At 43.8% G+C, this 23,708-nt stretch carries 27 protein-coding genes; 23 read left to right on the top strand and 4 right to left on the bottom strand.

Annotation, left to right across the window (positions count from 1 at the left end):
* Nucleotides 1-226: 226 nt before the first annotated feature.
* The gene (gene spoIID, locus C4B60_RS13650; protein WP_245153984.1) at nucleotides 227-1,231 is read left to right on the top strand and encodes a stage II sporulation protein D; all 1,005 of its coding nucleotides are present in this window, start codon (nucleotides 227-229) and stop codon (nucleotides 1,229-1,231) included.
* 10 nt (nucleotides 1,232-1,241) lie between these two features.
* Here the strand turns inward: spoIID and C4B60_RS13645 are convergent, their stop codons facing one another.
* Nucleotides 1,242-1,703 carry a VanZ family protein gene (locus tag C4B60_RS13645; RefSeq protein ID WP_104058581.1) on the bottom strand — a complete coding sequence of 154 codons (462 nt, stop codon included), beginning with the start codon at nucleotides 1,701-1,703 and terminating at the stop codon, nucleotides 1,242-1,244.
* 104 nt (nucleotides 1,704-1,807) lie between these two features.
* Between C4B60_RS13645 and spoIIQ the strand changes: the two genes are divergently transcribed.
* Nucleotides 1,808-2,503, top strand: a complete 696-nt coding sequence (gene spoIIQ, locus C4B60_RS13640) for a stage II sporulation protein SpoIIQ (protein ID WP_104058580.1) — start codon at nucleotides 1,808-1,810, stop codon at nucleotides 2,501-2,503.
* A 367-nt stretch (nucleotides 2,504-2,870) separates the two neighbouring features.
* Here spoIIQ and C4B60_RS13635 read toward each other — a convergent pair whose 3' ends face one another.
* Nucleotides 2,871-3,911: an NAD(P)/FAD-dependent oxidoreductase gene (locus C4B60_RS13635; RefSeq protein WP_104058579.1), complete on the bottom strand. Its 1,041-nt coding sequence runs from the start codon at nucleotides 3,909-3,911 to the stop codon at nucleotides 2,871-2,873.
* A 209-nt stretch (nucleotides 3,912-4,120) separates the two neighbouring features.
* Here C4B60_RS13635 and C4B60_RS13630 point away from each other — a divergent pair, with 209 nt between their 5' ends.
* The 19 genes from C4B60_RS13630 (at nucleotide 4,121) to lepB (ending at nucleotide 20,366) form a co-directional block, all read left to right on the top strand.
* Complete coding sequence (locus tag C4B60_RS13630) at nucleotides 4,121-4,903, top strand: ABC transporter ATP-binding protein (RefSeq protein ID WP_104058578.1); 783 nt, start codon at nucleotides 4,121-4,123, stop codon at nucleotides 4,901-4,903.
* 12 nt (nucleotides 4,904-4,915) lie between these two features.
* Entirely contained in the window at nucleotides 4,916-5,842 is a 927-nt protein-coding gene (locus C4B60_RS13625) for an iron-hydroxamate ABC transporter substrate-binding protein (protein ID WP_104058577.1), read from the top strand.
* 56 nt (nucleotides 5,843-5,898) lie between these two features.
* Nucleotides 5,899-6,897 carry a FecCD family ABC transporter permease gene (locus tag C4B60_RS13620; RefSeq protein WP_104058576.1) on the top strand — a complete coding sequence of 333 codons (999 nt, stop codon included), beginning with the start codon at nucleotides 5,899-5,901 and terminating at the stop codon, nucleotides 6,895-6,897.
* Complete coding sequence (locus C4B60_RS13615; RefSeq protein ID WP_104058575.1) at nucleotides 6,894-7,901, top strand: FecCD family ABC transporter permease; 1,008 nt, start codon at nucleotides 6,894-6,896, stop codon at nucleotides 7,899-7,901. The genes C4B60_RS13620 and C4B60_RS13615 overlap by 4 nt, the downstream gene beginning before the upstream one ends.
* 210 nt (nucleotides 7,902-8,111) lie before the next feature.
* Nucleotides 8,112-8,357 carry a sporulation transcriptional regulator SpoIIID gene (gene spoIIID / locus C4B60_RS13610; RefSeq protein WP_104058574.1) on the top strand — a complete coding sequence of 82 codons (246 nt, stop codon included), beginning with the start codon at nucleotides 8,112-8,114 and terminating at the stop codon, nucleotides 8,355-8,357.
* A gap of 214 nt (nucleotides 8,358-8,571) precedes the next feature.
* Complete coding sequence (gene mreB, locus C4B60_RS13605) at nucleotides 8,572-9,573, top strand: rod shape-determining protein (RefSeq protein ID WP_104058573.1); 1,002 nt, start codon at nucleotides 8,572-8,574, stop codon at nucleotides 9,571-9,573.
* Nucleotides 9,574-9,779: 206 nt separating this feature from the next.
* Nucleotides 9,780-10,619: a flagellar hook-basal body protein gene (locus C4B60_RS13600; RefSeq protein ID WP_104058572.1), complete on the top strand. Its 840-nt coding sequence runs from the start codon at nucleotides 9,780-9,782 to the stop codon at nucleotides 10,617-10,619.
* A 27-nt stretch (nucleotides 10,620-10,646) separates the two neighbouring features.
* Nucleotides 10,647-11,483, top strand: a complete 837-nt coding sequence (locus C4B60_RS13595) for a flagellar hook-basal body protein (protein ID WP_104058571.1) — start codon at nucleotides 10,647-10,649, stop codon at nucleotides 11,481-11,483.
* Between the two features lie 13 nt (nucleotides 11,484-11,496).
* Nucleotides 11,497-11,769, top strand: coding sequence for a DNA-directed RNA polymerase subunit beta (locus C4B60_RS13590; RefSeq protein ID WP_104058570.1), 273 nt, complete (start codon nucleotides 11,497-11,499; stop codon nucleotides 11,767-11,769).
* A 27-nt stretch (nucleotides 11,770-11,796) separates the two neighbouring features.
* Nucleotides 11,797-12,219 (top strand): 3-hydroxyacyl-ACP dehydratase FabZ, encoded by a 423-nt coding sequence (gene fabZ, locus C4B60_RS13585; RefSeq protein ID WP_104058569.1) that lies wholly within the window; start codon nucleotides 11,797-11,799, stop codon nucleotides 12,217-12,219.
* Nucleotides 12,220-12,851: 632 nt separating this feature from the next.
* Nucleotides 12,852-13,460 (top strand): PepSY domain-containing protein, encoded by a 609-nt coding sequence (locus C4B60_RS13580; RefSeq protein WP_104058568.1) that lies wholly within the window; start codon nucleotides 12,852-12,854, stop codon nucleotides 13,458-13,460.
* Nucleotides 13,461-13,598: 138 nt separating this feature from the next.
* On the top strand, nucleotides 13,599-14,282 hold the full coding sequence (locus tag C4B60_RS13575; RefSeq protein ID WP_104058567.1) for a response regulator transcription factor: 684 nt from the start codon (nucleotides 13,599-13,601) through the stop codon (nucleotides 14,280-14,282).
* Nucleotides 14,279-15,301 (top strand): sensor histidine kinase, encoded by a 1,023-nt coding sequence (locus C4B60_RS13570; protein WP_104058566.1) that lies wholly within the window; start codon nucleotides 14,279-14,281, stop codon nucleotides 15,299-15,301. The genes C4B60_RS13575 and C4B60_RS13570 overlap by 4 nt, the downstream gene beginning before the upstream one ends.
* A 92-nt stretch (nucleotides 15,302-15,393) precedes the next feature.
* Nucleotides 15,394-16,170: an ABC transporter ATP-binding protein gene (locus C4B60_RS13565; RefSeq protein WP_104058565.1), complete on the top strand. Its 777-nt coding sequence runs from the start codon at nucleotides 15,394-15,396 to the stop codon at nucleotides 16,168-16,170.
* Nucleotides 16,157-18,058 carry an FtsX-like permease family protein gene (locus tag C4B60_RS13560; protein ID WP_167578668.1) on the top strand — a complete coding sequence of 634 codons (1,902 nt, stop codon included), beginning with the start codon at nucleotides 16,157-16,159 and terminating at the stop codon, nucleotides 18,056-18,058. Before C4B60_RS13565 ends, C4B60_RS13560 begins: the two co-directional genes overlap by 14 nt.
* Before the next feature lie 447 nt (nucleotides 18,059-18,505).
* Nucleotides 18,506-18,799: a hypothetical protein gene (locus C4B60_RS13555; RefSeq protein WP_104058563.1), complete on the top strand. Its 294-nt coding sequence runs from the start codon at nucleotides 18,506-18,508 to the stop codon at nucleotides 18,797-18,799.
* A gap of 286 nt (nucleotides 18,800-19,085) precedes the next feature.
* Nucleotides 19,086-19,439: a YolD-like family protein gene (locus C4B60_RS13550; RefSeq protein WP_104058562.1), complete on the top strand. Its 354-nt coding sequence runs from the start codon at nucleotides 19,086-19,088 to the stop codon at nucleotides 19,437-19,439.
* Nucleotides 19,440-19,511: 72 nt separating this feature from the next.
* Complete coding sequence (locus C4B60_RS21505) at nucleotides 19,512-19,685, top strand: hypothetical protein (protein WP_167578667.1); 174 nt, start codon at nucleotides 19,512-19,514, stop codon at nucleotides 19,683-19,685.
* A 27-nt stretch (nucleotides 19,686-19,712) separates the two neighbouring features.
* Nucleotides 19,713-20,366: a signal peptidase I gene (gene lepB, locus C4B60_RS13545; protein ID WP_104058561.1), complete on the top strand. Its 654-nt coding sequence runs from the start codon at nucleotides 19,713-19,715 to the stop codon at nucleotides 20,364-20,366.
* Nucleotides 20,367-20,951: 585 nt separating this feature from the next.
* Here lepB and C4B60_RS13540 read toward each other — a convergent pair.
* A complete protein-coding gene (locus C4B60_RS13540; RefSeq protein ID WP_167578666.1) occupies nucleotides 20,952-21,380 on the bottom strand; it encodes a YwpF family protein in 429 nt (142 codons plus the stop codon).
* Between the two features lie 228 nt (nucleotides 21,381-21,608).
* On the opposite strand from C4B60_RS13540, the gene C4B60_RS13535 reads away from it, so the two are divergent.
* The gene (locus C4B60_RS13535; protein ID WP_104058559.1) at nucleotides 21,609-21,998 is read left to right on the top strand and encodes a single-stranded DNA-binding protein; all 390 of its coding nucleotides are present in this window, start codon (nucleotides 21,609-21,611) and stop codon (nucleotides 21,996-21,998) included.
* Nucleotides 21,999-22,153: 155 nt separating this feature from the next.
* Here C4B60_RS13535 and C4B60_RS13530 read toward each other — a convergent pair whose 3' ends face one another.
* Complete coding sequence (locus C4B60_RS13530) at nucleotides 22,154-22,465, bottom strand: hypothetical protein (RefSeq protein ID WP_135122127.1); 312 nt, start codon at nucleotides 22,463-22,465, stop codon at nucleotides 22,154-22,156.
* A 217-nt stretch (nucleotides 22,466-22,682) separates the two neighbouring features.
* On the opposite strand from C4B60_RS13530, the gene C4B60_RS13525 reads away from it, so the two are divergent.
* Nucleotides 22,683-23,696 (top strand): permease, encoded by a 1,014-nt coding sequence (locus tag C4B60_RS13525; protein WP_104058557.1) that lies wholly within the window; start codon nucleotides 22,683-22,685, stop codon nucleotides 23,694-23,696.
* The last annotated feature ends 12 nt before the right edge of the window (nucleotides 23,697-23,708 follow it).

Raw genomic sequence — 23,708 nt, 5'->3', positions numbered from 1 at the left:
AAATACTTTTCCACAGCATTGATTGAAGTGGAAGGGGGCGACTCCTGGGGGAAGAAGCGGGAGCCTGAGATCCACTTGCGATAGCAAGTTAGCTCAGGCCCCGCCCCCCGGAAAGCGTCCCCCTGCAACGGAAATCAATGCCAAAATTACATATCCAAAACAATGTTCTATTTACCACTGCCACGCATAGATTCTCATGAGTAACCATTGCCGAGGAGGGAGTCAATTGAAGAAATACAACCCACTATGGATCATACCCATTCTGTACGTACTAACATTGCTGCTCATCCCTGCTGTTGTCCTTCTCCCCTTTTCAAAACACCAGGAAGAAAAACAAAGCACAGAACAACCTAAACAAACGCAAGAGGGAGAAACCCTTACTGTAGAAGTCTACAGAGACCAGCTCGACACAGTAGAACAAATCGAACTCGAATCCTACGTCTCCGGTGTAGTAGCAAGCGAAATGCCAGCCTCCTTTGAAGAAGAAGCACTAAAGGCTCAGGCACTCGCAGCAAGAACCTATGTAACCCGACTAATCTCAGCAGGAGGAGCAGAAGGTCTTCCACAAAAAGCTGATATCACAGATACCACAGCGCACCAGGTTTATAAAAGCGATCAGGAGCTAAAAGAACTGTGGAAGGATGAATTTGATTGGAAAAAAGAAAAAATAGACCAGGCGGTAGCAGCAACAAAGGGTGAAGTCCTGACCTATGAGGGGAAGCCTATCACGGCATCCTTCTTTTCAACCAGTAACGGCTGGACTGAAAATGCAAAGGATTATTGGGAAGAAGACATCCCGTATCTGCAATCGGTCGAAAGCAGCTGGGATGAAGAAGTGGCGCCTGAGTTCCTGAGTGAGGTTTCAATACCTATAACTGAATTTGAAGAAAAACTGGGCATCACACTCAGCGATGGAGAAATCGGAACGGTTATGGAGCGTACGCCCGGTCACAGAATTAAAACAGTCAGCATCGCCGGTCAATCCTTTACAGGACGGGAAATCCGTGAAAAGCTCGGTCTTCGTTCAACCGATTTCCACTGGGCACAAAAAGGCGATTCAATAGTAATCCAGACCAAAGGCTTTGGTCATGGCGTAGGAATGAGCCAATACGGGGCAAACGGGATGGCAAAGGAAGGCAAGAGCTACGGAGAGATTGTCACACATTATTTTAAGGGCGTTGAAATCGGAACCGTTGATAAGATTCTTCCTTCATTAGTGGCCCAAAAATAAATAAAAACGATCAAGCCTCAGTGCTTGATCGTTTTTTTGTATGACGGATCCATTTTTCAAACGATTGTAGCCGTTTTCCAAGGAAGCCGTTCTTTTTTATAAAATAAGCCCGCTGAATCAAAATATAAACGACCAGCACGCCTGCAAGGTCCTTAATCGCATCTATCAGGGTCGCTGAGCGCGTGGGAACAAACGCTTGATGAATTTCATCCAAAAGTCCGTAAAACGCAGCAAAAACGGCTGCAATTAAATGAGTTGTGGTCGTCAGCTTTCCATGGGCTAAAAGAGCAATCACAAATAGAAAATGTAAAATAGCAAACTCAACCACATGCATAGATTCCTTAATAAATTGATCAGCCAAATCATTCTGCAGCTTAAATACAACGTCATGAGGAAGGCTGGAGAGTGCCCAAATTAATATCATATAGAGGAAAGGCAGGAGTGTTACAAAAATTTTCAGCCATCTTTTCACAAAGGGTTCCTCCTGTAGGTGTTCTTCTAGGATTGTATCATGCGTTTGCTTGCCCGAAAGAAAAATTTTGTGACAATGTATAGAATTTCCTATAATCGTTCACAATGGTTGCTGAGGTGATGAAAATGAGTCAGGGAGATAAAAAACACTCTACCCTAAATTCAAACTGGAAACGTTTCATGAAAAAACGCTGGTCGGTGCCGGCTCTATATCTGGCATGTGCGGCAATCGTTGTTTCAACCGTTTTCGTATTGCAAAGTCCAAGTAATAATGAGGTTGCTACAGTCACAGAGCAGTATTCAGTGGATCAAAATAAAGCAGTTAACGATCCAACTGGAGAAGTAACAGAGGTCAATCAGTCAACGGAAAAAATGGCAATGCCGGTCGTAGATCCATCTGCAATCACAATTCATCGTTCTTTTTATGATCAGGATGCATCTGCCGAGGAGCAACAGGACGCACTTGTAGTCGTTAACCAGAACTACTTCCCGAACCTTGGAATTGATATTGTTCAGGATGGAAAGTCTTTTGAGGTAACGGCAGCAATGAGCGGAGAAGTAAAAGTTGTTCAGGAAGACCCGTATTTAGGAAATTCGGTTGAAATCGAGCATGCAGACGGTCTTGTGACAAAATATCAGTCCCTAAAAGACATTTCAGTTCAAGTAGGGGATAACGTTAAACAAGGCCAGCCAATTGCAGCAGCAGGTACAAGCGAACAAAATCCAGAAGCAGCTACACATCTTCACTTTGAAGTATACAAAGATGGCGTTGCTGTAAACCCTGAATCGTTGACTGAATAATGTCTATGGTAAAAAGCTGTCAGATCAGTATATGCTGAATCTGGCAGTTTTTTTGTATGTGGAAATTTATTTTAAGGTACCAACAGTCAAAATTCGACCAATTCATTAATTCAATACTTCTATGCGATTTTCCTTCATAAAGCCTTAATTTTGAAAGAGAAAGCTGAACCAACGATCACTTTTACTTGTTAACGAATGTACGATTACATAAAATTCAGTGCAATTTTGTAGTGCTTATTATGAGCGGTATTCGCTGGATTATGAGCGGAATTCTGAATTTATAAACGGAACCCTCGCGTTTACTAGCCGTTCGTAAAAAACCGCCCCCATAAAAGGAGGCGGCTATCAACCATTCATTTATATTCATTTATAATTTCTTCACCAATTCACGGTTTCGGTCCTTAAACACATCATTATGGGAGGAAACCATCGCGGCAGCGTTAGCGTCAGGCGTGATAAAGCGCTTAGCCTGGTTCACCGCATTAGCTGCATCGTGGAACGCACCCATCAACAGATTCAGCTTGCCGTCGTGCTTTACAATATCGCCCGCTGCATAAAGGCCGGGCACCGTTGATCCGCTTGCTGCGCATGCCTTGATAAAATACTCATCCTCCATCTCAATCGGAAGCTCACTATTTTTAATGAGTGATGCATCAATTTCGTAGCCGTGATTAATAATCACATCATCCACATGAAGGTAGCTCGTTTCATTTGTAATGCTGTGAGTAAGCTCGACACGCTCAATGGCATCATGGGAGCGGGAAGCCTGAAGCTTCGTAATCTGTGTATTTAATAGGCAAACCGCTGAGCTTTCGGTAAGCTGGCCGATTTGTGATTCATGGCCTTTAAAATTACAGCTTCGGTGAGTGATATACACTTTTTTTGCGATCGGCTCAAGCTCATTCGCCCAGTCAATCGCTGTATTGCCGCCGCCTGAAATGAGGACGACTTTATCCTTGAACTTTTTCAGCGACTGAACCGTGTAATGAAGGTTCGACACTTCAAAGCGTTCTGCTCCTTCAATCTGCAGCTTCTGCGGGTTTAAAATGCCGCTTCCAACCGCTATAATCACCGTTTTTGAAAGGTGGACATTGCCAGCTGCTGTGGTGACTTCAAAATGTCCGTCACTATTTTTCTTAATCGAATCTACTTTTTCATTTAAACAGACAGCAGGGTCAAACGTGAGACCCTGCTCAATCATCTGCTCCACCATTTTCGCGCCGGTAACCGGAGGCATTCCGCCAGCATCCCATATCATTTTTTCAGGATAGACATTTACTTTACCGCCAAGATTCGGCTGGTATTCAAGGATTTTTGCTTTCATTCCGCGCAGTCCGCTGTAAAAAGCTGAGTATAAGCCGGCAGGACCGCCGCCGATAATCGTTACATCGTATAAGTCGTTATGCATTAGTTTCACTCCCGATAATAGTCAAATCATCTGCGAATAGTGGATTGACAACATTGATTCTCATTCTCAGTTATAACAATACGCTCATTGTAGCACAAAAGCAATCTGAATTGTGTTGACAATTTTATTTTTCCGCTTTATAGTTAGTATTGTTGACACTGATAATCATTATCAGTTTATTTTATTTGATTATACAGGAGGCCCTTATAATGGTGCGTCTATATACAGAAGATCTTTCAATTGGCTATGGTGACCAGCCGATTGTGAAAAATTTGAGCATTCAAATTCCGGATAAAAAGATTACAACGATTATCGGGGCAAATGGATGCGGCAAATCCACACTTTTAAAAGCGATTACCCGGATTATTAGTCATCAGTCAGGCTCAGCAGTCCTTGACGGCAAGCCCATTTTAAAAGAAAGCACAAAGACTCTTGCAAAGAAAATGGCCATTCTGCCGCAAACCCCTGAAAGTGCTTCAGGTCTTACAGCAGGCGAGCTTGTTTCCTACGGTCGATTCCCCCACCAAAAGGGATTAGGACGATTAACCAAACGTGATGTGGAAGTGATCGACTGGGCGCTTGAAGTCACAGACACGCTTGAATTCAAGTACCGTCCTGTCGATTCATTATCAGGGGGTCAGCGTCAGCGGGTATGGATTGCGATGGCTCTCGCTCAGGAAACGGATATCATCTTTCTTGATGAACCGACAACCTATCTTGATATGGCTCATCAGCTTGAGGTTCTTGAGCTTTTGCAGCGGCTGAACCGTGAGCAGGGACGGACAATTGTCATGGTTCTTCACGATCTTAATCAGGCAGCCCGCTTTGCAGATTACCTGATTGCGATGAAAAACGGAGAAATTATTAAGGCCGGCTCAAGTGAAGAGCTATTAGAGCCTGATATTTTAAGACAGGTGTTTCATATTAATGCAACCATAGGGCGTGACCCGCTAACTAATAAGCCAATGTGCTTAACGTACAATTTGATCTAAGGAGAAACCATCATGAAAAAAACACTCATCCCTTTTTCCCTTTTAACGGCACTTATGCTGTCAGCCTGCAACTCCGGTGGAGATAATGACTCAGCAGGCAACGATAACGCAGGAGAACCCGCCGGCGACGCTGAGACCATCACATATGAATCAGAAAACGGTCCGGTTGAAGTACCTGCAGATCCTGAACGCATCATCGTTCTCTCTACCTTTACCGGTAATGTACTCGCGCTTGAAGAAAATCTTGTCGGTGTTGACTCCTGGTCTAAAACAAGTCCGAATTATGAGCTTGAAGGGGTTGAGGATGTTACAGCCGAAAACCTGGAAAAAATCATTGAGCTAGAGCCGGACCTGATCATCGGTCTTTCCAATACACCAAATATTGAGCAGCTACAGGAAATAGCACCGACGGTTACCTTTACCTACGGAGCGCTTGATTACCTTGAGCAGCATGTAGAAATCGGCAAGCTGTTAAATAAAGAAGAGGAAGCGAATGAATGGGTAGAGGACTTCCAGGCGCGTGCACAGGAAGCCGGTGAAGAAATCAAAGCGGAAATCGGTGAAGACGCTACAGTAACCGTTATTGAAAACTTTGATAAACAGCTTTATGTGTTTGGTGATAACTGGGCCCGCGGAACGGAAATCCTTTATCAGGAAATGGAACTGAAAATGCCTGAGAAGGTAGAAGAAATGGCTCTTTCTGATGGCTTCTACGCTCTTTCGACAGAAGTGCTGCCTGAGTATGTAGGCGATTATTTAATTGTCAGCCGCGCAGCAGATCAGGATAACTCCTTCATGGAAACAGAAACCTACAACAACATTCCAGCAGTCCAAAATGGTAATGTATATGTAGCAGACGCAGAAAAATTCTACTTCAACGATCCAATCACATTGGATTATCAGCTGGAGTTCTTTAAAGAAAATTTCTTAGGAAACTAAGCAAAACGGCTGTAGCAAAAACTACAGTCGTTTTTTGTGCGAAATGAGTGAAAAAGATGGATCGACAACGTGCATTAGGAATAAAATTTACAGCAGGAGTGCTGCTTCTGATCGCAATGTTTATCGTGGCTGTTACATTCGGCGCAGCCAATACAACATTTAGTGATGTGTACCGGGCAATTTTTACAGGCGACAGAAGCTCTGTTTCTCTTATTCTGATTGAAATCAGATTTCCACGAGAGATAGCGGCAGTTGTGGTCGGTGCAGCTCTTGCAGTAGCAGGTGCCATTATGCAGGGGATGACAAGAAACCCCCTTGCTGACCCGGGCCTTTTAGGCTTAACAGCTGGCGCGAATGCCGCTTTAGCAGCTGCTTTTGCGTTTATTCCAGGAATCAATTATATGGGAATTATTCTGGCAAGCTTTGTTGGTGCTGGAGTCGGCGCCGGGCTTGTCTTTGGCATTGCTTCCCTGAGGCGGGGAGGCTTTTCACCTATTAAAATCGTTTTGGCAGGTGCTGCTGTATCAGCCTTCTTATTTGCGATTGCAGAAGGCATAGCGCTTACCTTTAAGCTTTCACAAAATGTAGCCCAGTGGACAGCAGGCGGGCTGATCGGCACAACCTGGTATCAGCTTGATCTTCTCGTGCCGATTGCTGCCGGCGGAATTGTCGCCGCCATTTTATTTTCTAAACAGCTGACAATTTTAAGTTTAAGTGAAGAAGTAGCAATTGGTCTTGGCTCGAAAATCGGCCAGGTGAAGGCTGTATTTTTTGTGCTGGTGATTATTCTTGCAGGCTCAGCTGTTGCGCTTGCAGGTAACCTTGCCTTTGTAGGGCTTTTGGTGCCACATATCGTAAGAGCGATTGTCGGTACAGACTACCGCTATATTTTACCGATGTGCGTGCTTGTTGGCGGAGCGTTTATGCTTCTTGCTGATACAGCAGGACGATTAATTAATGCACCTTATGAAACGCCTGTTGCAGCGATTGTCGCAATAGCGGGTCTTCCTTTCTTCCTTTATGTTGTTCGGAAGGGAGTGAATATGACAGCATGATCCATCCATCTCTTTTAAAAAAACAGCGGCTTCTTATTGCTGCTTTTATCCTTTTAGTACTGGCTACAATGGTCATTAGTCTCGGCTTTGGCTACTCCTCTGTTTCCTACAGCCGGATTATTCCGACTCTATTGGGACAGGGAGAATTTAAAGACGAATTTGTTCTATTTGAATTACGGCTCCCGCGTATGATCGTGACCCTGCTTGCCGGAATGGCGCTTGCAGTTTCCGGTTCAGTACTTCAAAGCATTACGCGAAATGATCTGGCAGATCCCGGGATCATCGGGATTAATTCAGGAGCGGGTGCAGCAGTTGCTGTGTTCTTTTTATTTTTGCCGATAGAAGCAGGCACGTTTACCTATATAATTCCGGCGGTTGCATTTGCAGGAGCTCTCGTTACCTCAATTTTGATCTACCTGTTTGCTTATGAAAAAAGCACCGGTCTTCAGCCGATACGGCTTATTTTAATCGGTGTAGGTTTTTCCTTTGCGCTGTCAGGTCTAATGATTGTGCTCATTTCCTCAGCTGAGCGTGAAAAAGTTGATTTTATTGCCCAGTGGCTCGCAGGAAATGTATGGGGAACGAGCTGGCCGTTTGTACTGGCTCTGCTTCCCTGGCTCCTCATCCTGGTACCGTTTGTATTATACAAGGGGCAGCGGCTAAATATCCTGAACCTTAGTGAATCAGCAGCGATTGGCGTCGGCATTGTTGTTAACCGGGAACGGCTCATATTAATGCTTGCAGCTGTCGCACTTGCTGCTTCTGCTGTTTCCGTTACCGGTGGAATTGCGTTTGTAGGACTTATGGCTCCTCATATTGCAAAATCGCTCATCGGCCCAAGAAATCAGCTGTTTATTCCATTAGCCATGCTGATTGGCGGATGGCTTCTCCTGACGGCTGATACGATTGGACGAAACATTATTGAACCAGACGGCATCCCTGCAGGCGTCATCGTTGCCATTATCGGGGCACCGTATTTTGTCTGGCTGTTGCTGAAAAAGTAAAAAACAGTGTATAGCAAAGATAATTGATAATGAATCAAACTTAAGGTGAACCGGGTATAAAGAGCTTTATCTTATCACTTTTGAATGGATGGAAAACCTTTTCAAACAACTGTAAAAAATCAAGCATAGCCTAAGCCCCATCCTGCATATAATGGGACAAATGGAGGGGGTCACTCCCCTGGATTGATCCCCTGTGGGAGGCCTGGAGCAGTGCACGACTACATCAGGGAGAGAACGCTCTTGGTTGGCAAGCATATAGTGGAGACGAGACAAACCGTACGCGTCATTGCCAAAACCTTTGGTGTATCCAAAAGCACCGTGCACAAGGATCTGACCGAGCGACTGCCTGAGCTAAATCCGGCATTAGCCAACGACGTAAAAAACATTCTCGACTATCATAAATCGATTCGGCATCTTAGGGGCGGGCAGGCAACGAAACAGAAGTACAAGGGATAAGGGGCCATGGATCAAACTTTACGTTTGGTTCATGACCTCTTGTCTTTGTTGTGGTAAGATATACTTATGGGACTCTGCTTACGTGATGATTTATGCTAAAAACCCGTTCAGGTTCGGCATTACCTACATAGTTTGAGCTGGTCGATGGTAGTTTCTTAGGAAATTAGATCGACTTTGTCCGCATGGGAAAAGTAGAAGGGAGAAACGACAAGAAATGTTTGCAAAGGATATTGGGATTGACCTTGGTACAGCTAATCTGCTGATTCACGTCAAGGGTAAAGGAATTGTTCTAAATGAGCCATCGGTCGTAGCAATTGACAAAAACACGAACAGGGTTTTAGCCGTGGGGGAAGAAGCGCGAAATATGGTGGGTAGAACTCCGGGTAATATCGTAGCGATCCGTCCGTTAAAAGATGGAGTCATCGCCGACTTTGATGTCACTGAAGCCATGCTGAAGCACTTCATTAACAAGTTAAACGTAAAAGGCTTTTTATCAAAGCCGCGCATTTTAATCTGCTGTCCGACCAACATCACAAGCGTAGAGCAAAAAGCCATTCGTGAAGCGGCAGAAAAAAGCGGAGGAAAACGCGTATTCCTTGAAGAAGAGCCGAAGGTAGCGGCGATCGGAGCAGGAATGGATATCTTCCAGCCGAGCGGAAATATGGTGGTGGATATTGGCGGAGGAACAACCGATGTAGCCGTTCTTTCGATGGGCGATATCGTAACCTCTTCATCTATTAAGATGGCAGGTGATCAATTTGATACCGATATCTTAAACTATGTAAAAAAACACTATAAACTATTAATCGGTGAACGTACTGCGGAAAGCATTAAAGTAAATATTGCCACTGTGTTCCCTGATTCACGTCATGAAGAGCTTGAAATTCGCGGGCGTGACATGGTAAGCGGTCTACCGCGCACGATCACGATCACATCAGGCGAAGTTGAAGGCGCTCTTCGTGAGTCGATTTCAGTAATTGTCCAGGCGGCTAAAAACGTGCTTGAAAAAACACCGCCGGAGCTCTCTGCCGATATTATTGACCGCGGCGTCATTTTAACAGGCGGCGGCGCACTGCTGCACGGAATTGACCAGCTGCTTGCAGAGGAATTGAAGGTTCCTGTCTTTATTGCTGAAAATCCAATGGATTGTGTGGCAATTGGAACGGGCGTAATGCTTGAAAACATTGACAAAATTGCGCACCGCAGAATCGGTTAAGACTCCCGCATGCCGATTGGGATGGAATTTTGATGTCCAACGATTGTCGGATAAACGAAAACCATCCCGAATAGCCATGCACAATCTGCCGAATAAAGGTATAATAGGATAAGTGAGCAAAAGGAAGCCTGTAAAAAAATCTGCATTTCTGCCGATAAACATAAGAGTATTCAGGTAAACCAATTTGACTCAAATGAGGTGAAGGAATGTTTAGAGGATTTTACACAGTGGCAACCGGTATGATTGCCCAGCAGCGCAAAACTGAAATGCTGACCAATAATTTATCTAACGTCAATACACCCGGCTTCAAGGCGGATCAGTCCTCCATGAGAGCTTTTCCCGACATGCTGTTATCAAGCCTTGGGGAATCAAAAACACCAGTGAAAAACGGGTCGAACATCCCCCAATTATCAACTGTCGGCGCTTTGAACACGGGTGTATACATGCAGGAAACGATGCCATTATACACACAGGGAGATATACGGGAAACAGCCCTTGCAACCGATTTTGCTCTTCTTGAAGGGGCAATGCCTGTCAATGAAGAAACAGGACTGCCCGGTGCAGTCTTCTTTATGCTTGAAAATCCGGACGGGGAGAATCGTCTCACTCGAAACGGTAATTTCGCCCTTGATGGAGAAGGCTTTTTAACGACAGCAGGCGGCCATTACGTACTTGATCAGGAAGGCAGCCGGATTGAACTGCGAAACGAAGATTTTACTCTGCAGGAAGACGGGCAGATTTTAGTCAATGGACAACAGGCAGCGCGCCTTGGTGTTGCCTATGTCGATGATCCGCTTGTACTTGTTAAAGAAGGCGAGGATCTTCTTCGTGCACCTGAAGGAACCGTACTTCAAAATGCATATACACAAGCCGATGCCGCATTTACCCTTCAGCAGGGCAGTCTGGAGCAATCAAATGTTGACAGCGCCCGCACCATGACGGATTTAATGACCGCCTACCGTTCATTTGAGGCAAACCAGAAAGTCCTTCAGGCCTACGACCGAAGCCTTGAGAAAACGGTCAATGAGGTAGGACGTGTTAATTAAACGAAAGCGGCAAAGGGAGGCTGACTGATGATCCGTACAATGGTAACCGCAACAAATACAATGGGGCAGCTGCAAAAGCAGCTTGACCTTATTTCAAATAATATTGCCAACTCCTCCACCACCGGCTACAAGGAGAGTACAGCAACCTTTTCTTCCATGCTTGCTCAGGAAGCTCAAAACCAGAGAGGGGACAGCGCCAATCGGCTGACTCCCCCCGGCCTGCGGCTTGGAAACGGAGCGAAAATAGCCCAGACACAGCTTGTAAGCGCGCAGGGAAGCTTGCAGCGAACGGACCGGCCTTTAGACTTTGCTTTCAACAATGAAAATCTTTTCTTTAAGGTTCTTGTGCAGGATGCTGAAGGCGGACAGAAACAAAATTTCACCCGAAACGGTGCATTTTATTTTACACCGGTTAACGACCAGGAAGTTATGCTGGTTGATGGCCAGGGCAATGCGATTCTTAACCAGAACAATGAAACGATTGTACTCGATGGTCCGGTTGACGACATCAGGCATGTAGGAAACGGAAGAATTGCTATGAATGCTAATGGAACCGAGCAGCAGGTCGAACTTGGCGTTGTAAACATACAACGGCCACAGCTAATGGAGCGTGTATCAAGTATTTATTTTGGTATTCCGGAAAATGCTGAAGAGCTTGGAATTGATCCTGCAGAGGCAGTGGTTCAAATGGAGGGCGGTCTCAGGCTGAATGTTGGCCTTGAGCAGGGAGCTCTTGAACAGTCGAATGTAGACCTTTCAAAATCGTTTACGGATTTAATTCAGGTCCAGCGAAATTACCAGTTTCAATCTAGAGCCATATCCATTTCAGATCAAATGTCAGGTCTTGTAAACGGAATGCGTTAAAGGAGTTTTTACAATGAAAAAGTCTCTAACCAAAGAAGAAAAAGTACAGAGTAAGCAGGAAAAAGCAGCGAAAAAGGAACAGGGAGAAAGCAGACTTCCACGCTGGGTTCAGGTTCGGCGTTTTCCGATTATTGTGCGCTTATTAATCGTGATCATTCTTGCTGCAGGGTGCTTAATTCTTGGACTCATGGTCGGCTACGGCGTGATCGGAGACGGTAATCCAATGGACGCGTTAAAGAAAGAGACGTGGACTCATATTCTTGATATAGTAAGACAAGGTACGTAATTCCAGATAGACACAGGGGGAAGTTGAATGTTAGACAGCCAGCAGATTAAAGAAATCATCCCGCACCGCTATCCATTCCTGCTTATTGACAAGATTGTTGAGATTGAGGAAGGCAAGCGTGCAGTAGGAATTAAAAATGTGACGGTTAACGAAGAATTCTTCAACGGCCATTTCCCGGATTATCCGGTGATGCCAGGTGTCCTGATTGTGGAAGCACTCGCTCAGACTGGAGCGGTTGCCATGCTGAAGCAGGAAGAGTACAAGGGCAAGCTTGCTTTTTTCGCCGGAATTGATAACTGCCGCTTTAAGCGTCAGGTAAAGCCTGGTGATCAGCTGCGCCTTGAGGTTGAAATTGTGCGCATAAAAGGGCCAATCGGCAAAGGCAAGGCAACAGCGTCAGTAGACGGAGAAGTTGCCTGCGAAACAGAGATCACGTTTGCGTTGAAATAAGTTTGTGAAAGCCTTCTTCTAACGATGAGTTAGGGGGAGGTTTTTTTGTTGAAGTTCGATTTCGTGTGTTAGGCGCTTTTCGCTCACAATTTTCTAAGATCAGCTATGTGAAGCCCAATGTACATTTAGTATTTTTGCAGCCTTCACAATTAAGTAGTGTCAAATTTAGTCCCAACGAGTTGATTGAAGTGGAAGGGGGCGACTCCTGCAGGAAGCAGCGGGAGCTTGAGATCCACTTGCGCAGCAAGTTAGCTCAAGCCCCGCCCTGTGGAAAGCGTCCCCCTGCAACGCAAATCAACACGCTTACTTGAAAAGCATTAACTCATACATACTACCTTCGAAGAAATAAACAATTTACCCAACGAGTTGATTGAAGCGGAAGGGGGCGACTCCTGCAGGAAGAAGTGGGAGCTTGAGATCCACTTGCGCAGCCAATAAGCTCAGCTCCCGCCCCGCGGAAAGCATGCCCCTGCAGTGGAAATCAACACGCCTCATTAAGAGGCATTCACTCCTAACACTTAAATTTTAAATTTCTCATCAAATTCTAATCTCCTTCATCTTTTTCTCTCATCTTCGCTGGATAAGATAATAGCAGAACAACAAACAACAAAACTTATCAGGAGGCGTTAAGAATGAACAAAAAAATCATCATTGGAACAGCAGCCAGCGTAATAATCTTAGGTGGAGCCATCGGTGCAGGTGCCATGACTGACCAATTCAAAACAGTAGGAATCGTAAACCCAGAGCCCGCTGAGCAATCTGAACTAATCAGCCTGGACGAAGCAAAAGAAAAAGCATTGGCAGAATATGAAGGTGTCGTAGAAAGCGTTGAGCTCGAGAAGCAATTCAAAGGCTATATTTACGAAATCGATATCGATAACGGTGAATACGACTGGGAACTGGATATGGATGCATCAACCGGTGAAATTTTGAAAGCAAAAGAAGAACGTGACGATGATTGGAACGAAACCAGCAGCAACAACCAGACAGATGACAACGGCACAGCTTCAGCAATTGATTCAAATACAGCTTCAAGCAATACGAACGAAGAATACATCTCTCAGGAAGAAGCAGTAAAAATCGCAATGGCTCAAGTCTCAGGAACATTAGAAAGCGTTGAACTGGATGAGGATGACGGTCGCATGATCTACGAAATTGAAATTAACAAAGACAAGGATGACGATGCTGAAGTTGACATTGATGCGGTGACTGGTGAAATTATAGAAATCGATCTGGACTAAATAATAAGTAAGAAGAATCCGGCTGGAAATCTCCAGCCGGATTTTTTGATGAATGAAGGCAACATCCTGCTTTAGCGGCCTGCCTGCAAAATATGGTATTCTAGCCCTATACAATTCAAATACAGGTGGTTCTAAGAGATGAATATATTTCTGGTTGAGGATGACAAGCAGATTGTAGAACAAATGGAGAAGCATCTTGCGAAGTGGGGGTTTCAGGTGACGGTGCCGGATGATTTTCAGAATGTAATGGAGGCGTTTCGAAAGGAGAAGCCTCATATTGTGCTGCTGGATATTCAGCTGCCGGCCTATGATGGGTTCTATTGGTGCCGGGAAATTCGCAGTGAGTCAAAGGTGCCGATCATTTTTCTTTCCTCACGTGATCATCCGATGGATCAGGTGATGGCCATGCAGCTTGGTGCAGATGATTATGTACAGAAACCGTACAATATGGAGGTATTGGTCGCAAAAATTCAAGCCGTAGCACGACGCACGTATGAGTATTTGGACACGCCTGAAAAAAATCCGGTTCAGACTTGGAACGGAGCTGAGCTGGATATAAAAAAAGGCACACTATCATTAAATGGACAGATCATGGATCTAACGAAAAACGAACTATATATCCTGGCAATATTGCTTGAGCATTCAAATGAAATTGTCACGCGCGATACCTTAATTCGCAAGCTGTGGGATGATGAGCGCTTTGTAAATGACAACACCCTGACCGTAAACGTCGGCAGGCTGCGTCAAAAGGTCGCTGAGCTTGGAATGGATGAGGTCATTTTGACGAAAAAAGGGATCGGTTATATGGCGGTGAGCCGATGATCACGTATTTTGTTGAAAAGAAAAGCTGGATTGCCGGATTTTTCTTTATCCTTCTCTTCTCAAATCTCCTTTTTTGGCTCGATCCGGGCCTTAAGCTGAGTGGGAGTAGTGTGCTTTATTTTAATGGAGTACTAATTATATGTTTCATCCCTTTTCTCCTCTGGCGTGCGATGCGTGAAACGAGATATTTAAAAGAGGTTGAGGAAATCGCCTTACATAATGAGGTTTCAGACTGGGGTCCGCTTTTGCCGGAAGCAGAAGGAGTAAATGAAAAGCGTTGGCAGGCAGTGCTGTCAGATGCGTCACAGTCAGCGAGACATCAGGCGGCTTTAAACGAGGACAGACACTCGTTGAAGTCAGCTGATATAGAAGCGTGGGTGCATGAAATGAAGGCGCCGCTTACTTCTTTAAAGCTGCAGATTGACGCTGAAAAAGAAAATCCCGTTATGCAAAAAATCGATTTTGAATGGAGCAGGCTGCATTTTCTTCTCGAACAGCAGCTCTATCAGGCAAGACTTTCCTCGATTGAACACGATACCGTAATGGAACATACAGAGTTCGGGCAAATTATTTTCCCTGAAATTAAATCCCTATCAGCGGTCTGCAGAGCGAGAGGGATCGGTTTTGAGATTGAAGGGGAGGAGCTTACCGTTTTAACCGATCTGAAATGGAGCCGGTTTATTTTCCGTCAGGTGCTGACAAACGCGGTAAAATACAGTCCCGATCAAAGTGAAATCATCATTTCAGGAGAGAAAAATGAACGCTTTGCAGAAATTCTGATTAAGGATGAGGGACGGGGCATTAAACCGGAGCATTTGCCAAGAATTTTTGAAAAAGGATTTACGGGAGAAGCAGGGAGGCAGCAAAGCAATGCGACAGGGCTTGGGTTGTACCTTGCTAAACAGGCAGCAGATTCATTTGGAATCAAAATCGATGTTCGGTTACAGGAAAAAGGAACCGAGGTACGATTGATTTTTCCATTGCCTGATACATTCCAAAAGCCCCTGCATACAAGGTGACAAAACTGTCACCTTGATTGTCATGTAAATCAAACGATTGTCATGCACGGCCCTTTTATAATGAAGTCAGATCAAGGAAGGAGCGATAATAAATGTCTCAATCTAAACTAATTTTAACGGCAAAAAACATACGAAAAACCTTTGGAACGAAAAAACGTCCGATTGAAGTATTAAAAGGACTTGATTTAGCGGTAGAAGCGGGAGAATTTGTTGGCATTATGGGCCCATCCGGAGCGGGAAAAACGACCTTTATGAATGTTCTAGCGACCATTGATACAGCAACCTCAGGAAGCATCGTCATCGGCGGGTCTGACGTAACGGCGATGAAGGATAAAAAGCTTTCTGAATTCAGAAGAAAAGAGCTTGGCTTTATTTTTCAAGACTACAATCTGCTCGATACGCTGACAGCAAAAGAAAATATACTGCTTCCGATGTCACTTGGACGCCACTCGAAAAAGGATGTGGAGGCCACCTATTCAAGCCTGGCAGATGCTTTTGATATCAGTCATGTTTCAGATCAGTATCCACATGAGCTTTCAGGCGGCCAAAAGCAGCGGACCTCTGCCGCACGGGCGTTGATTCATCAGCCAAAAATCCTTTTTGCCGATGAGCCGACCGGTGCCCTGGATTCAAAATCAGCAGCTGTACTGCTTGGCAAGATGGAGGAACTTAATCGCAAAAACGGCGTCACAATCATGATGGTTTCCCATGACCCGCTTGCCTCAAGCTACTGCAGCCGCGTACTGTTTTTACAGGACGGCAAGCTTTACACCGAGCTTCACCGGGGCGGGCGCAGCCGCCAGGCCTTTTTCAATGATATTTTAAATGTTCAGGGTGTGCTTGGAGGGAATGTTCATGAAGCTAAGTGAACTCGTCCGGCGTAATATGATCGCGAACATCCGGCAGTATTACCTGTACTTTTTCTCGCTGATCTTCAGTGTTATGCTTTACTTTATTTTCAGCACGATGCAGCATGAGGACCTGATCAGTCAGGCTACTGAAGCATCCAATGGATTTAGTGCAGCTTTTCGCACAGGTGTTTTTTTCCTTGCTGCGATTATGATTGTTTTTGTGAGCTATGCGAGGAATCTGTTTTATAAAAGACGGGGAAGAGAGATCGGTCTTTTTCAGCTGATCGGACTGTCACGCGGTGCAGTTATCCGCATGCTGCTGATTGAAAACTTAATCATGCTAACTGCTGCAGCATTGGTTGGCACTGTCTTAGGGCTTCTCTTTTCCAGACTGTTTTTACTGTTGTTTTTTCAAATTATGCGTTTTGAAATGGAGATCGGCTTTCAATTTTCAACAGAAGCTCTTCTTCAAACAGGAGCGCTGCTCTTGCTTTTACTTGTTATCACGTCCTGGCAAACGATTAAATTCGTCAGGAAGCATACGCTGGTTCAGCTTTTCCAATCCAGATCAGAAAGTGAACAGATCCGTGAAATTAAGCCGGTTCGTCAGCTCATTCTAGGAGTGGCGGGAATCCTGCTTGTCGCATTTGGCTACTGGTATTCAGGCCGTATGATGAATGCATTCTTACTGCTGAATATGCTGGTCGTTCTTTTTGCAACCGTATTTGGAACATATCTTGTGTTCCGTGTGTCCATTGGCTGGCTCATGACGGTATACCGCAAAAAAATGAATGGTCATTTACAGTTTAAGCATGCCTTATCCATTGCGCCAATGGTTCACCGCTTAAAAAGCAATGCGAGGCTGCTGACGTTAATTGCGACACTTTCTGCGATTACCCTCACATTTGTTACGGGTGCATATTCTCTTTACTACTCAGCAGAAGAGGAAGCCCGGATGATGACTCCTCAGGACTTTATGTTTGATCTGGCAGAAGGGACTGAACCTGGAGCAGAGTTTGAGCGTCTGCTATATGAGGAAGGCCTTACGTATGAAGCTCATGAAATTGAAGCCTTCTCGGCTGATGTGAATTATGAAAACTTTGATCAGGGCCTTGGCCTTACGATGGAATCAGGAACACCAACCATCGTATCGGCAAAAGATCTGCGTGATACAGGAGTTGATGTGACGGTTAGACCTGGAGAAGCGGTTTATTTCGGTGGAATGGCTACACCGGTCATGCCGGAAGACAGCAGGATGACATTAACCACAGGTGAGACCTTTAACATTGTTGAGATTTCAAACAGATCCGGACTTAACCAGGGTGTAGCATACAGCGTTTTTGCTGTAAACGATGAGGACTTTAACGAAATTAGACCTGATGAGGTCCGCAGCTACCTGGCCATAAATCTTGCTGACAAAGCGGAGCGGGAACAGGCAAATGATATTTATCATGATTTTACATCCCTTCTTGAAGACGTGACGATCTCCAGTACAAATGTTGATATCACCATGATGCGTATGGAGATGTCGGGCATTATGATCTTTATCACCGGGTTCTTAGGGATTGTGTTTTTATGCGCAACAGGAAGCATTCTGTACTTTAAGCAGATGACAGAAGTAGAAGAGGAAAAAGGAAGTTACCGTACGCTCCGGCAGCTTGGTTTTACAGTTGGCAATATGATGAGCGGTGTGGGGTTGAAGCAGCTATTGTTTTTCGCTATCCCGCTTCTAATCGGACTCGGTCATACGTATTTTGCGCTGAAGTCCGTTTCGTTTCTATTTAGTACAGATATTACGATTCCGGTTGCCATTTCAATTGGCGTGTTCACACTGATCTATCTCGTTTTTTACATCCTCAGTGTGACGAATTCCCGCAGTGAGATTACGCGGGCGATTAAAGGGTAGTGAAAGTTTGTTAACCGTCTCCTATTTGTGGGAGGCGGTTTTTTTGTGGGGGTGAGGGAAATGAGCGTTGGCTCATAAATGGCGGGTTTTCGCTCATAAAATAGAAATGCGCTCATTACCTGAGCAAATCGGCTCACATTTTCAAAATCGCGCTCGCAAATCAGCGATCATCCAGGAAAATAAACGAAACAGCCCCTATATATATGTACAGCAGGTAAAAAACGACCCCTCACTATCCATTTCTTGATCCAAACACGCTAAAAACACCATTGTTCTCTATTCTCCACGCCATGCCATGGGTAACAACGAAAAAGACGAAAGCCCACATTAAACAGTGGTTGTTTTCGTCTATAATATGTCCTTTTTTATATACATAATCCTTTCCACTCTGGAGAAGCTAATGGAAGACCGGACCTGGTCATCAAATTTCGAAAGGAGATGGATCATATGAATAAGTTTCTAAAAATTACAGCTGGTTCATTGCTTGCAGCAGCTCTAATGGTTGGATGTAACATGGATAACAATGCTCGTGACGATGATAACGGGCCGATTGACAACGCTGTAGACAGAACGCAAGAGGAAATTGACCGTGGTGGAAACTACATGAACGACCGCGCGAACGATGTTGAAGACGATATGACTCGTGACAACGATGTTCTGGATAACAATGACAACAATAACATCGAAGAAAATAACAACGGCATTATTGATGACAACAACGATCGTGACAACAACCGCTAATGCCATTATTTTAAGGTAATGGAAGAGGAGGCATCCTCTTTTGCAAAAACCCCGTTCCATGGACGGGGTTTTTAAATTGAAAATATGTTATAAATCCTCTTCCGCATCATCAATAACTCCTCCTATTTTTATGTATTCTAAAAGCTTACCGGTAAACAGACAATCCTTCAACCAGGCCATTTAAAATTGGTGTGGGAAATTTTCCTTTTGTTATAAATAATTTCTTGTGTTTTAAAAGGGAACATTTGTTCTATAATAAAGAAAGAGGGTAAAGGAGGGGTGTCAAATGATTCGAGACAGAGGAAAAATAAAATGGCAGCCGGCCATGATGCTGCCTGAATATTCAAAGCTGCTTAAAAAGGCAAACGATGATGCGGAAAAAATACAGAAACCTGTAATCGATGAACAGGCATTTCAGGAATTTGAAATTCGGATCTATGAGGCAATGGAATACAGTCTGCTTGCTCAATTCAGCTGCTTTAAAGACGGCCGCATACATACGATAAAGGGCTATGTTTCATTTATTGACTATAATCAAAAGCATTTCCGGATAAAAAATGAAAACCACAAAGTTACGATCCTGCCTTTTGGTGAGCTGACGGATGTGCAGGTGCTCGACGAACAAATACAGCATGATTAAAAAAAGATCAATTTTAAATGAAATAAATGATATAGTAAAAAAAGGAAGTCAATAAGGGGGGAGAAAACCAGGGTGAAAAATTACCTTTTTCTTTTTGCTGTACTCCTGGGGATCGCACTATTATTTTCTTTTCGTTATTTCTTTCATGCTTTCAGTGACACTGCGCTTCAAATTGCATTGTTCTCTTCGGTCATTGTGGTGCTGATTCTTAGAGAGAAGCTGCAGATCAGCTTTAGTGACCATTAAAAATGAACTGGAGGGGAGGTTGCTCATTTGAAACGATTTTCTTTGGTAGTCGTGGCACTTTTATTAAATGCATGTTCCTCAGTAAGCTCCTCAACTACACAAGAAACCATCACAGATGATATCACACAGCCTGTTATTGAAAACCTCGTACCGCCTGAAGACTCAATCATTATAGAATGGGCAGCCGATAATATGGACCGGGGGCAATATGATTATTATTTTGGAGAGAAGATGCTTGTCGTCGATCCGAATGATTCTGAGCTTGAACGGGGAGATGTGATTTATTTTCATACGCCTGAATTTGAGTACGAATTTGATGTGCAGGATAATAGTTTAGCTCGGGTCGTCGGATTACCGGGTGAGACAATTGAAATTAAAGAGGGCCATGTTTTCATCGACGATAAAAAATTCATTTCCTTCTACTCCCAAGCCTTAAATAGAGGTTTGACCGGGGAAGAGTATTTTGAAGAAGTGGATCCATCAACCCGCATAAACGATGAAAGCTGGAAGGAGTACTTTGCTACAACGATGAAGGCTGTAGAAGTACCGGATAACACCGTATTTGTATTAGGCGATAATTGGTGGAGAAGCGTGGATAGCAGAGAGTTTGGTCCTGTACCTGAGGACGTTATTATCGGAAAAGTCTTAGGGTACGAAAAGAAGGCTGTCTCTACTCCGTAAATCAGTTCATGTATATCATGAATGGTTCTCGATCATTGGCGGATAAACCTTTGGTCACAGCAGGCTTGACTACTTCCTTCTCCATTAGACTTGGTTGATGAGGTAGGCGTAACGGGATATTGATGAATCAGCGTATAACCAAAACAAAACCAGCCCAAAAGGCTGGTTTAATACGTTAAATGGATTGAAGAAGTTTATTTCCGTGGTACGACGATTTCTTTAATAGGTAGGTCTTGCTCCAATTTCGCTTAGCACTTTCAAGTAGATAGTTATAGTTAAAATACCAAAATTGATGCCATTTGTACCGGAAGCTCATAAGCTTGTCCCTCCTATACGATCTGAATTCTTACCTTAAGAATACAGACACATTGTTCAGGGAGTATTAACGGAATATAAAGATCATGTAAATTTTATTGTAAATGAAATGGTAAATTTGAATTACTAGGGGTACTATCCTTCCAAACAAGAAGGTCAGGTATACCTGAAAAAATATATATTATTAAACAAAAAACCGCTGCCTGTCCCATTGTGGGATAGGCAGCAGTTTATACGATGCTCAGGGATTTCTATATTGTTATAAATCTTTTAATTTTTCTTCAGCCGCGGCCGTTCCTTCATCTGCGTACGAAATTCATGGAGCAGGTCAGTTCCTGTCAAGTCGGAGTCGGAAACGAGATGGTTGAGCAGATCTTCTGCGTATTCGTTTCGCTGGTTTCGTATATGTCCGGTAAACAAAACGCTGATTTTATTACCAATATGGCGCACCTCATGAACATGGGCGTAAAAGGCAGCGGGGTCATTACGTTCATTTGAGATAACGGCAAGTACTTCTAAATTTTCACGGTTTTGCTGGATATTATTAAAGTAGTCCAATTCCTTATCTGATAAAAAAGCCTCCAGGATCCACGTTTGCTTCTCGTCCTCTTTATTTATAATTAATCCGTCATAAAGGTCAAAAGAACGCAGTGCGTCATTTTCTACAATCTGCAGCCTTACCAGCTTAAACGTCTTCATCCTAAAGCCTCCCCTCATCAATGTATGGACTCATTATAGCATATAAGAAATTTAGAAAAACATGAAAAAGGACTATTTTCCAGAGAGTCATTTTACAAAATCCTCCTAATCTTCTAACTGAAAAAGGATTTTTTTGTTCGGTTTAATGAAAAAAAGAAATAAATCCTGTTTTTACAAGGATAAAAGAATCATATAAGATGAGTTCAGTGCTAAGAAAGGAGGGGGAAAATGATCAACCAGGTAACACTCGTTGGAAGACTGACAGCGGATCCGGACCTGAGGGAAATTGGAAACGGCAAGCATGTCCTATCCGCTTATATTGCCGTAAACCGTCCGTTTAAAAATCAAAATGGGGAAAACGAAGCTGATTTTGTCCGCTGCACCATCTGGAACCGCACAGCTGAAACGACAGCAAAGTACTGCTCAAAGGGCTCACTGGTCGGCGTTACCGGCCGGATTCAAACAAGAACCTTTGAAAGAGAAGGAAAACGCCAGTATGTAACAGAGGTTATTGCTGAAGCCGTGCGTTTTCTCGAACCAAGACGCTCCTCATTTCAGCCGGAAGCTGAAGAAAATCCCACATCATCTGACTCAATTCATCTAGAAACCATCACATAATGAAGTAAATACACTCCCCACACCCACTACGAAACATCCTCCCCGCATTACCCCGCTATACAACGGGCCGTCCACTCCACTCCAAAAGCGGTGGCCCAAATTCTCGCAAAAAAGCCCCAGCTTCCCAGGCAGGGGCTTTTTCATGTGTAGTGATCTTATGCCAAGTACCGAATCTCCTTAAAATAAGACTGAAGCTCCGCCCAATTCTCCGAAAAGCCATAATCATAGCTTGCAATCGTCTCATAAGAATACATCATCAGGCAATCGAGCCTCGCCTGCTTCTTTTTTAAATCATGAAGAAGGGCGTAGGGGATGGTGTAGTAGGGATGAACCTGTTCAGGGTTTAAAATGGCTAGATTTATTCCATTTGCCTGAACATACTCTGTTAAATGAGCGAGCTGAAAATTGGGGCAGTGCTCCGTGCAGGTCAGCGGCAGATGCTTATTTAGTAACATAATTCCGTTCATTGGTTGGTCCTCCCGATTTGCATGTAGCTTAATCATCAGGATTTCCATCTTACATTCACCTTATTCTATTTTTAATAAAATCTTTCGGGCTTATAAATGGGGAAATTGTCTACAAATTAAGGAAAATATGAAGTGTCTATGAATGGTTCTCATGCTGCTGGCATATATATTGTTAAGGAAAAATACGTCTTTACATAGGCAGGATCGGAGGATGCTAATGTCACGCTGGCTCTATTCCTCGTTAGTAAATACGACAGGTGTACTAGCGCTAATCGTGGTTGTTTATTTTGTTACTTATACCCCATGGCTGATGAATAGTGTGTCATTTTTACTCTCTGATTCTTTTATCCAGTTGAATACTATATTTTTAAGTATTTTAATCGAAGCAGTCCCATTTGTTTTAATAGGTGTACTAACTGCCGGATTTATTCAGATGTATATTACAGAAGAGCATATACGTCGCTGGATTCCAAAGAATAAATACAAGGCGATTATTATGAGTTGTTTAGTTGGGGCTGTCTTTCCAGCATGTGAATGCGGTATTGTTCCAATTGTCCGGCGATTAGTGAAAAAAGGGGTCCCGCTTTATGCCGGAGTTGGAATTCTTCTAACGGGACCTTTAATTAATCCCATGGTGATCCTGTCCACATATATGGCATTTGGAAATCATGTAACGATGGCTGGTTTAAGGGTGGGGGGTGGTTTTACAGCAGCTCTGCTCATAACTCTCAGCATAAGCACTCTGTTTAAATCCAACCAGCTTAAAGGACCCTTAGCAGACCCTGTCCATAAAGAAGCACAAGCTGGAACTAATCGTTCTTTTTCCTATAAGGCAAGGGGAATGATGCAGCATTCCATTGATGAATTTTTTGATATGGGAAAATACCTGATCATTGGAGCATTTATTGCAGCCTCCTTTCAAACATATATCCCTGTAAAGTCTCTTTACCTTTTTGGTGATGGGTTGATGTATTCGACTTCAGTCATGATGGGACTTGCTTACTTTTTATCTTTATGTTCAGAAGCGGATGCTTTTATTGGTGCATCTTTTAGTAATCTATTTCCATCCGTATCAATATTGGCATTTTTAATCTATGGACCTATGATCGATTTAAAAAATACCATTATGCTGTTGAGTGTGTTTAAGATAAAGTTCGTTACAGTTTTACTCCTGCTAATTACTGCTATCGTGTTTGGTTCTATAATCGTCACCCAATCTCTTTTTTTATAGGAAGGTGAATAA

The sequence above is a fragment of the Jeotgalibacillus proteolyticus genome (genome assembly GCF_002926065.1).
Taxonomy (GTDB): Bacteria; Bacillota; Bacilli; order Bacillales; family Jeotgalibacillaceae; genus Jeotgalibacillus; species Jeotgalibacillus proteolyticus.
The sequence above is the reverse complement of the archived record's forward strand: the minus strand, read 5'-3'. Positions and strand labels throughout refer to the sequence as shown.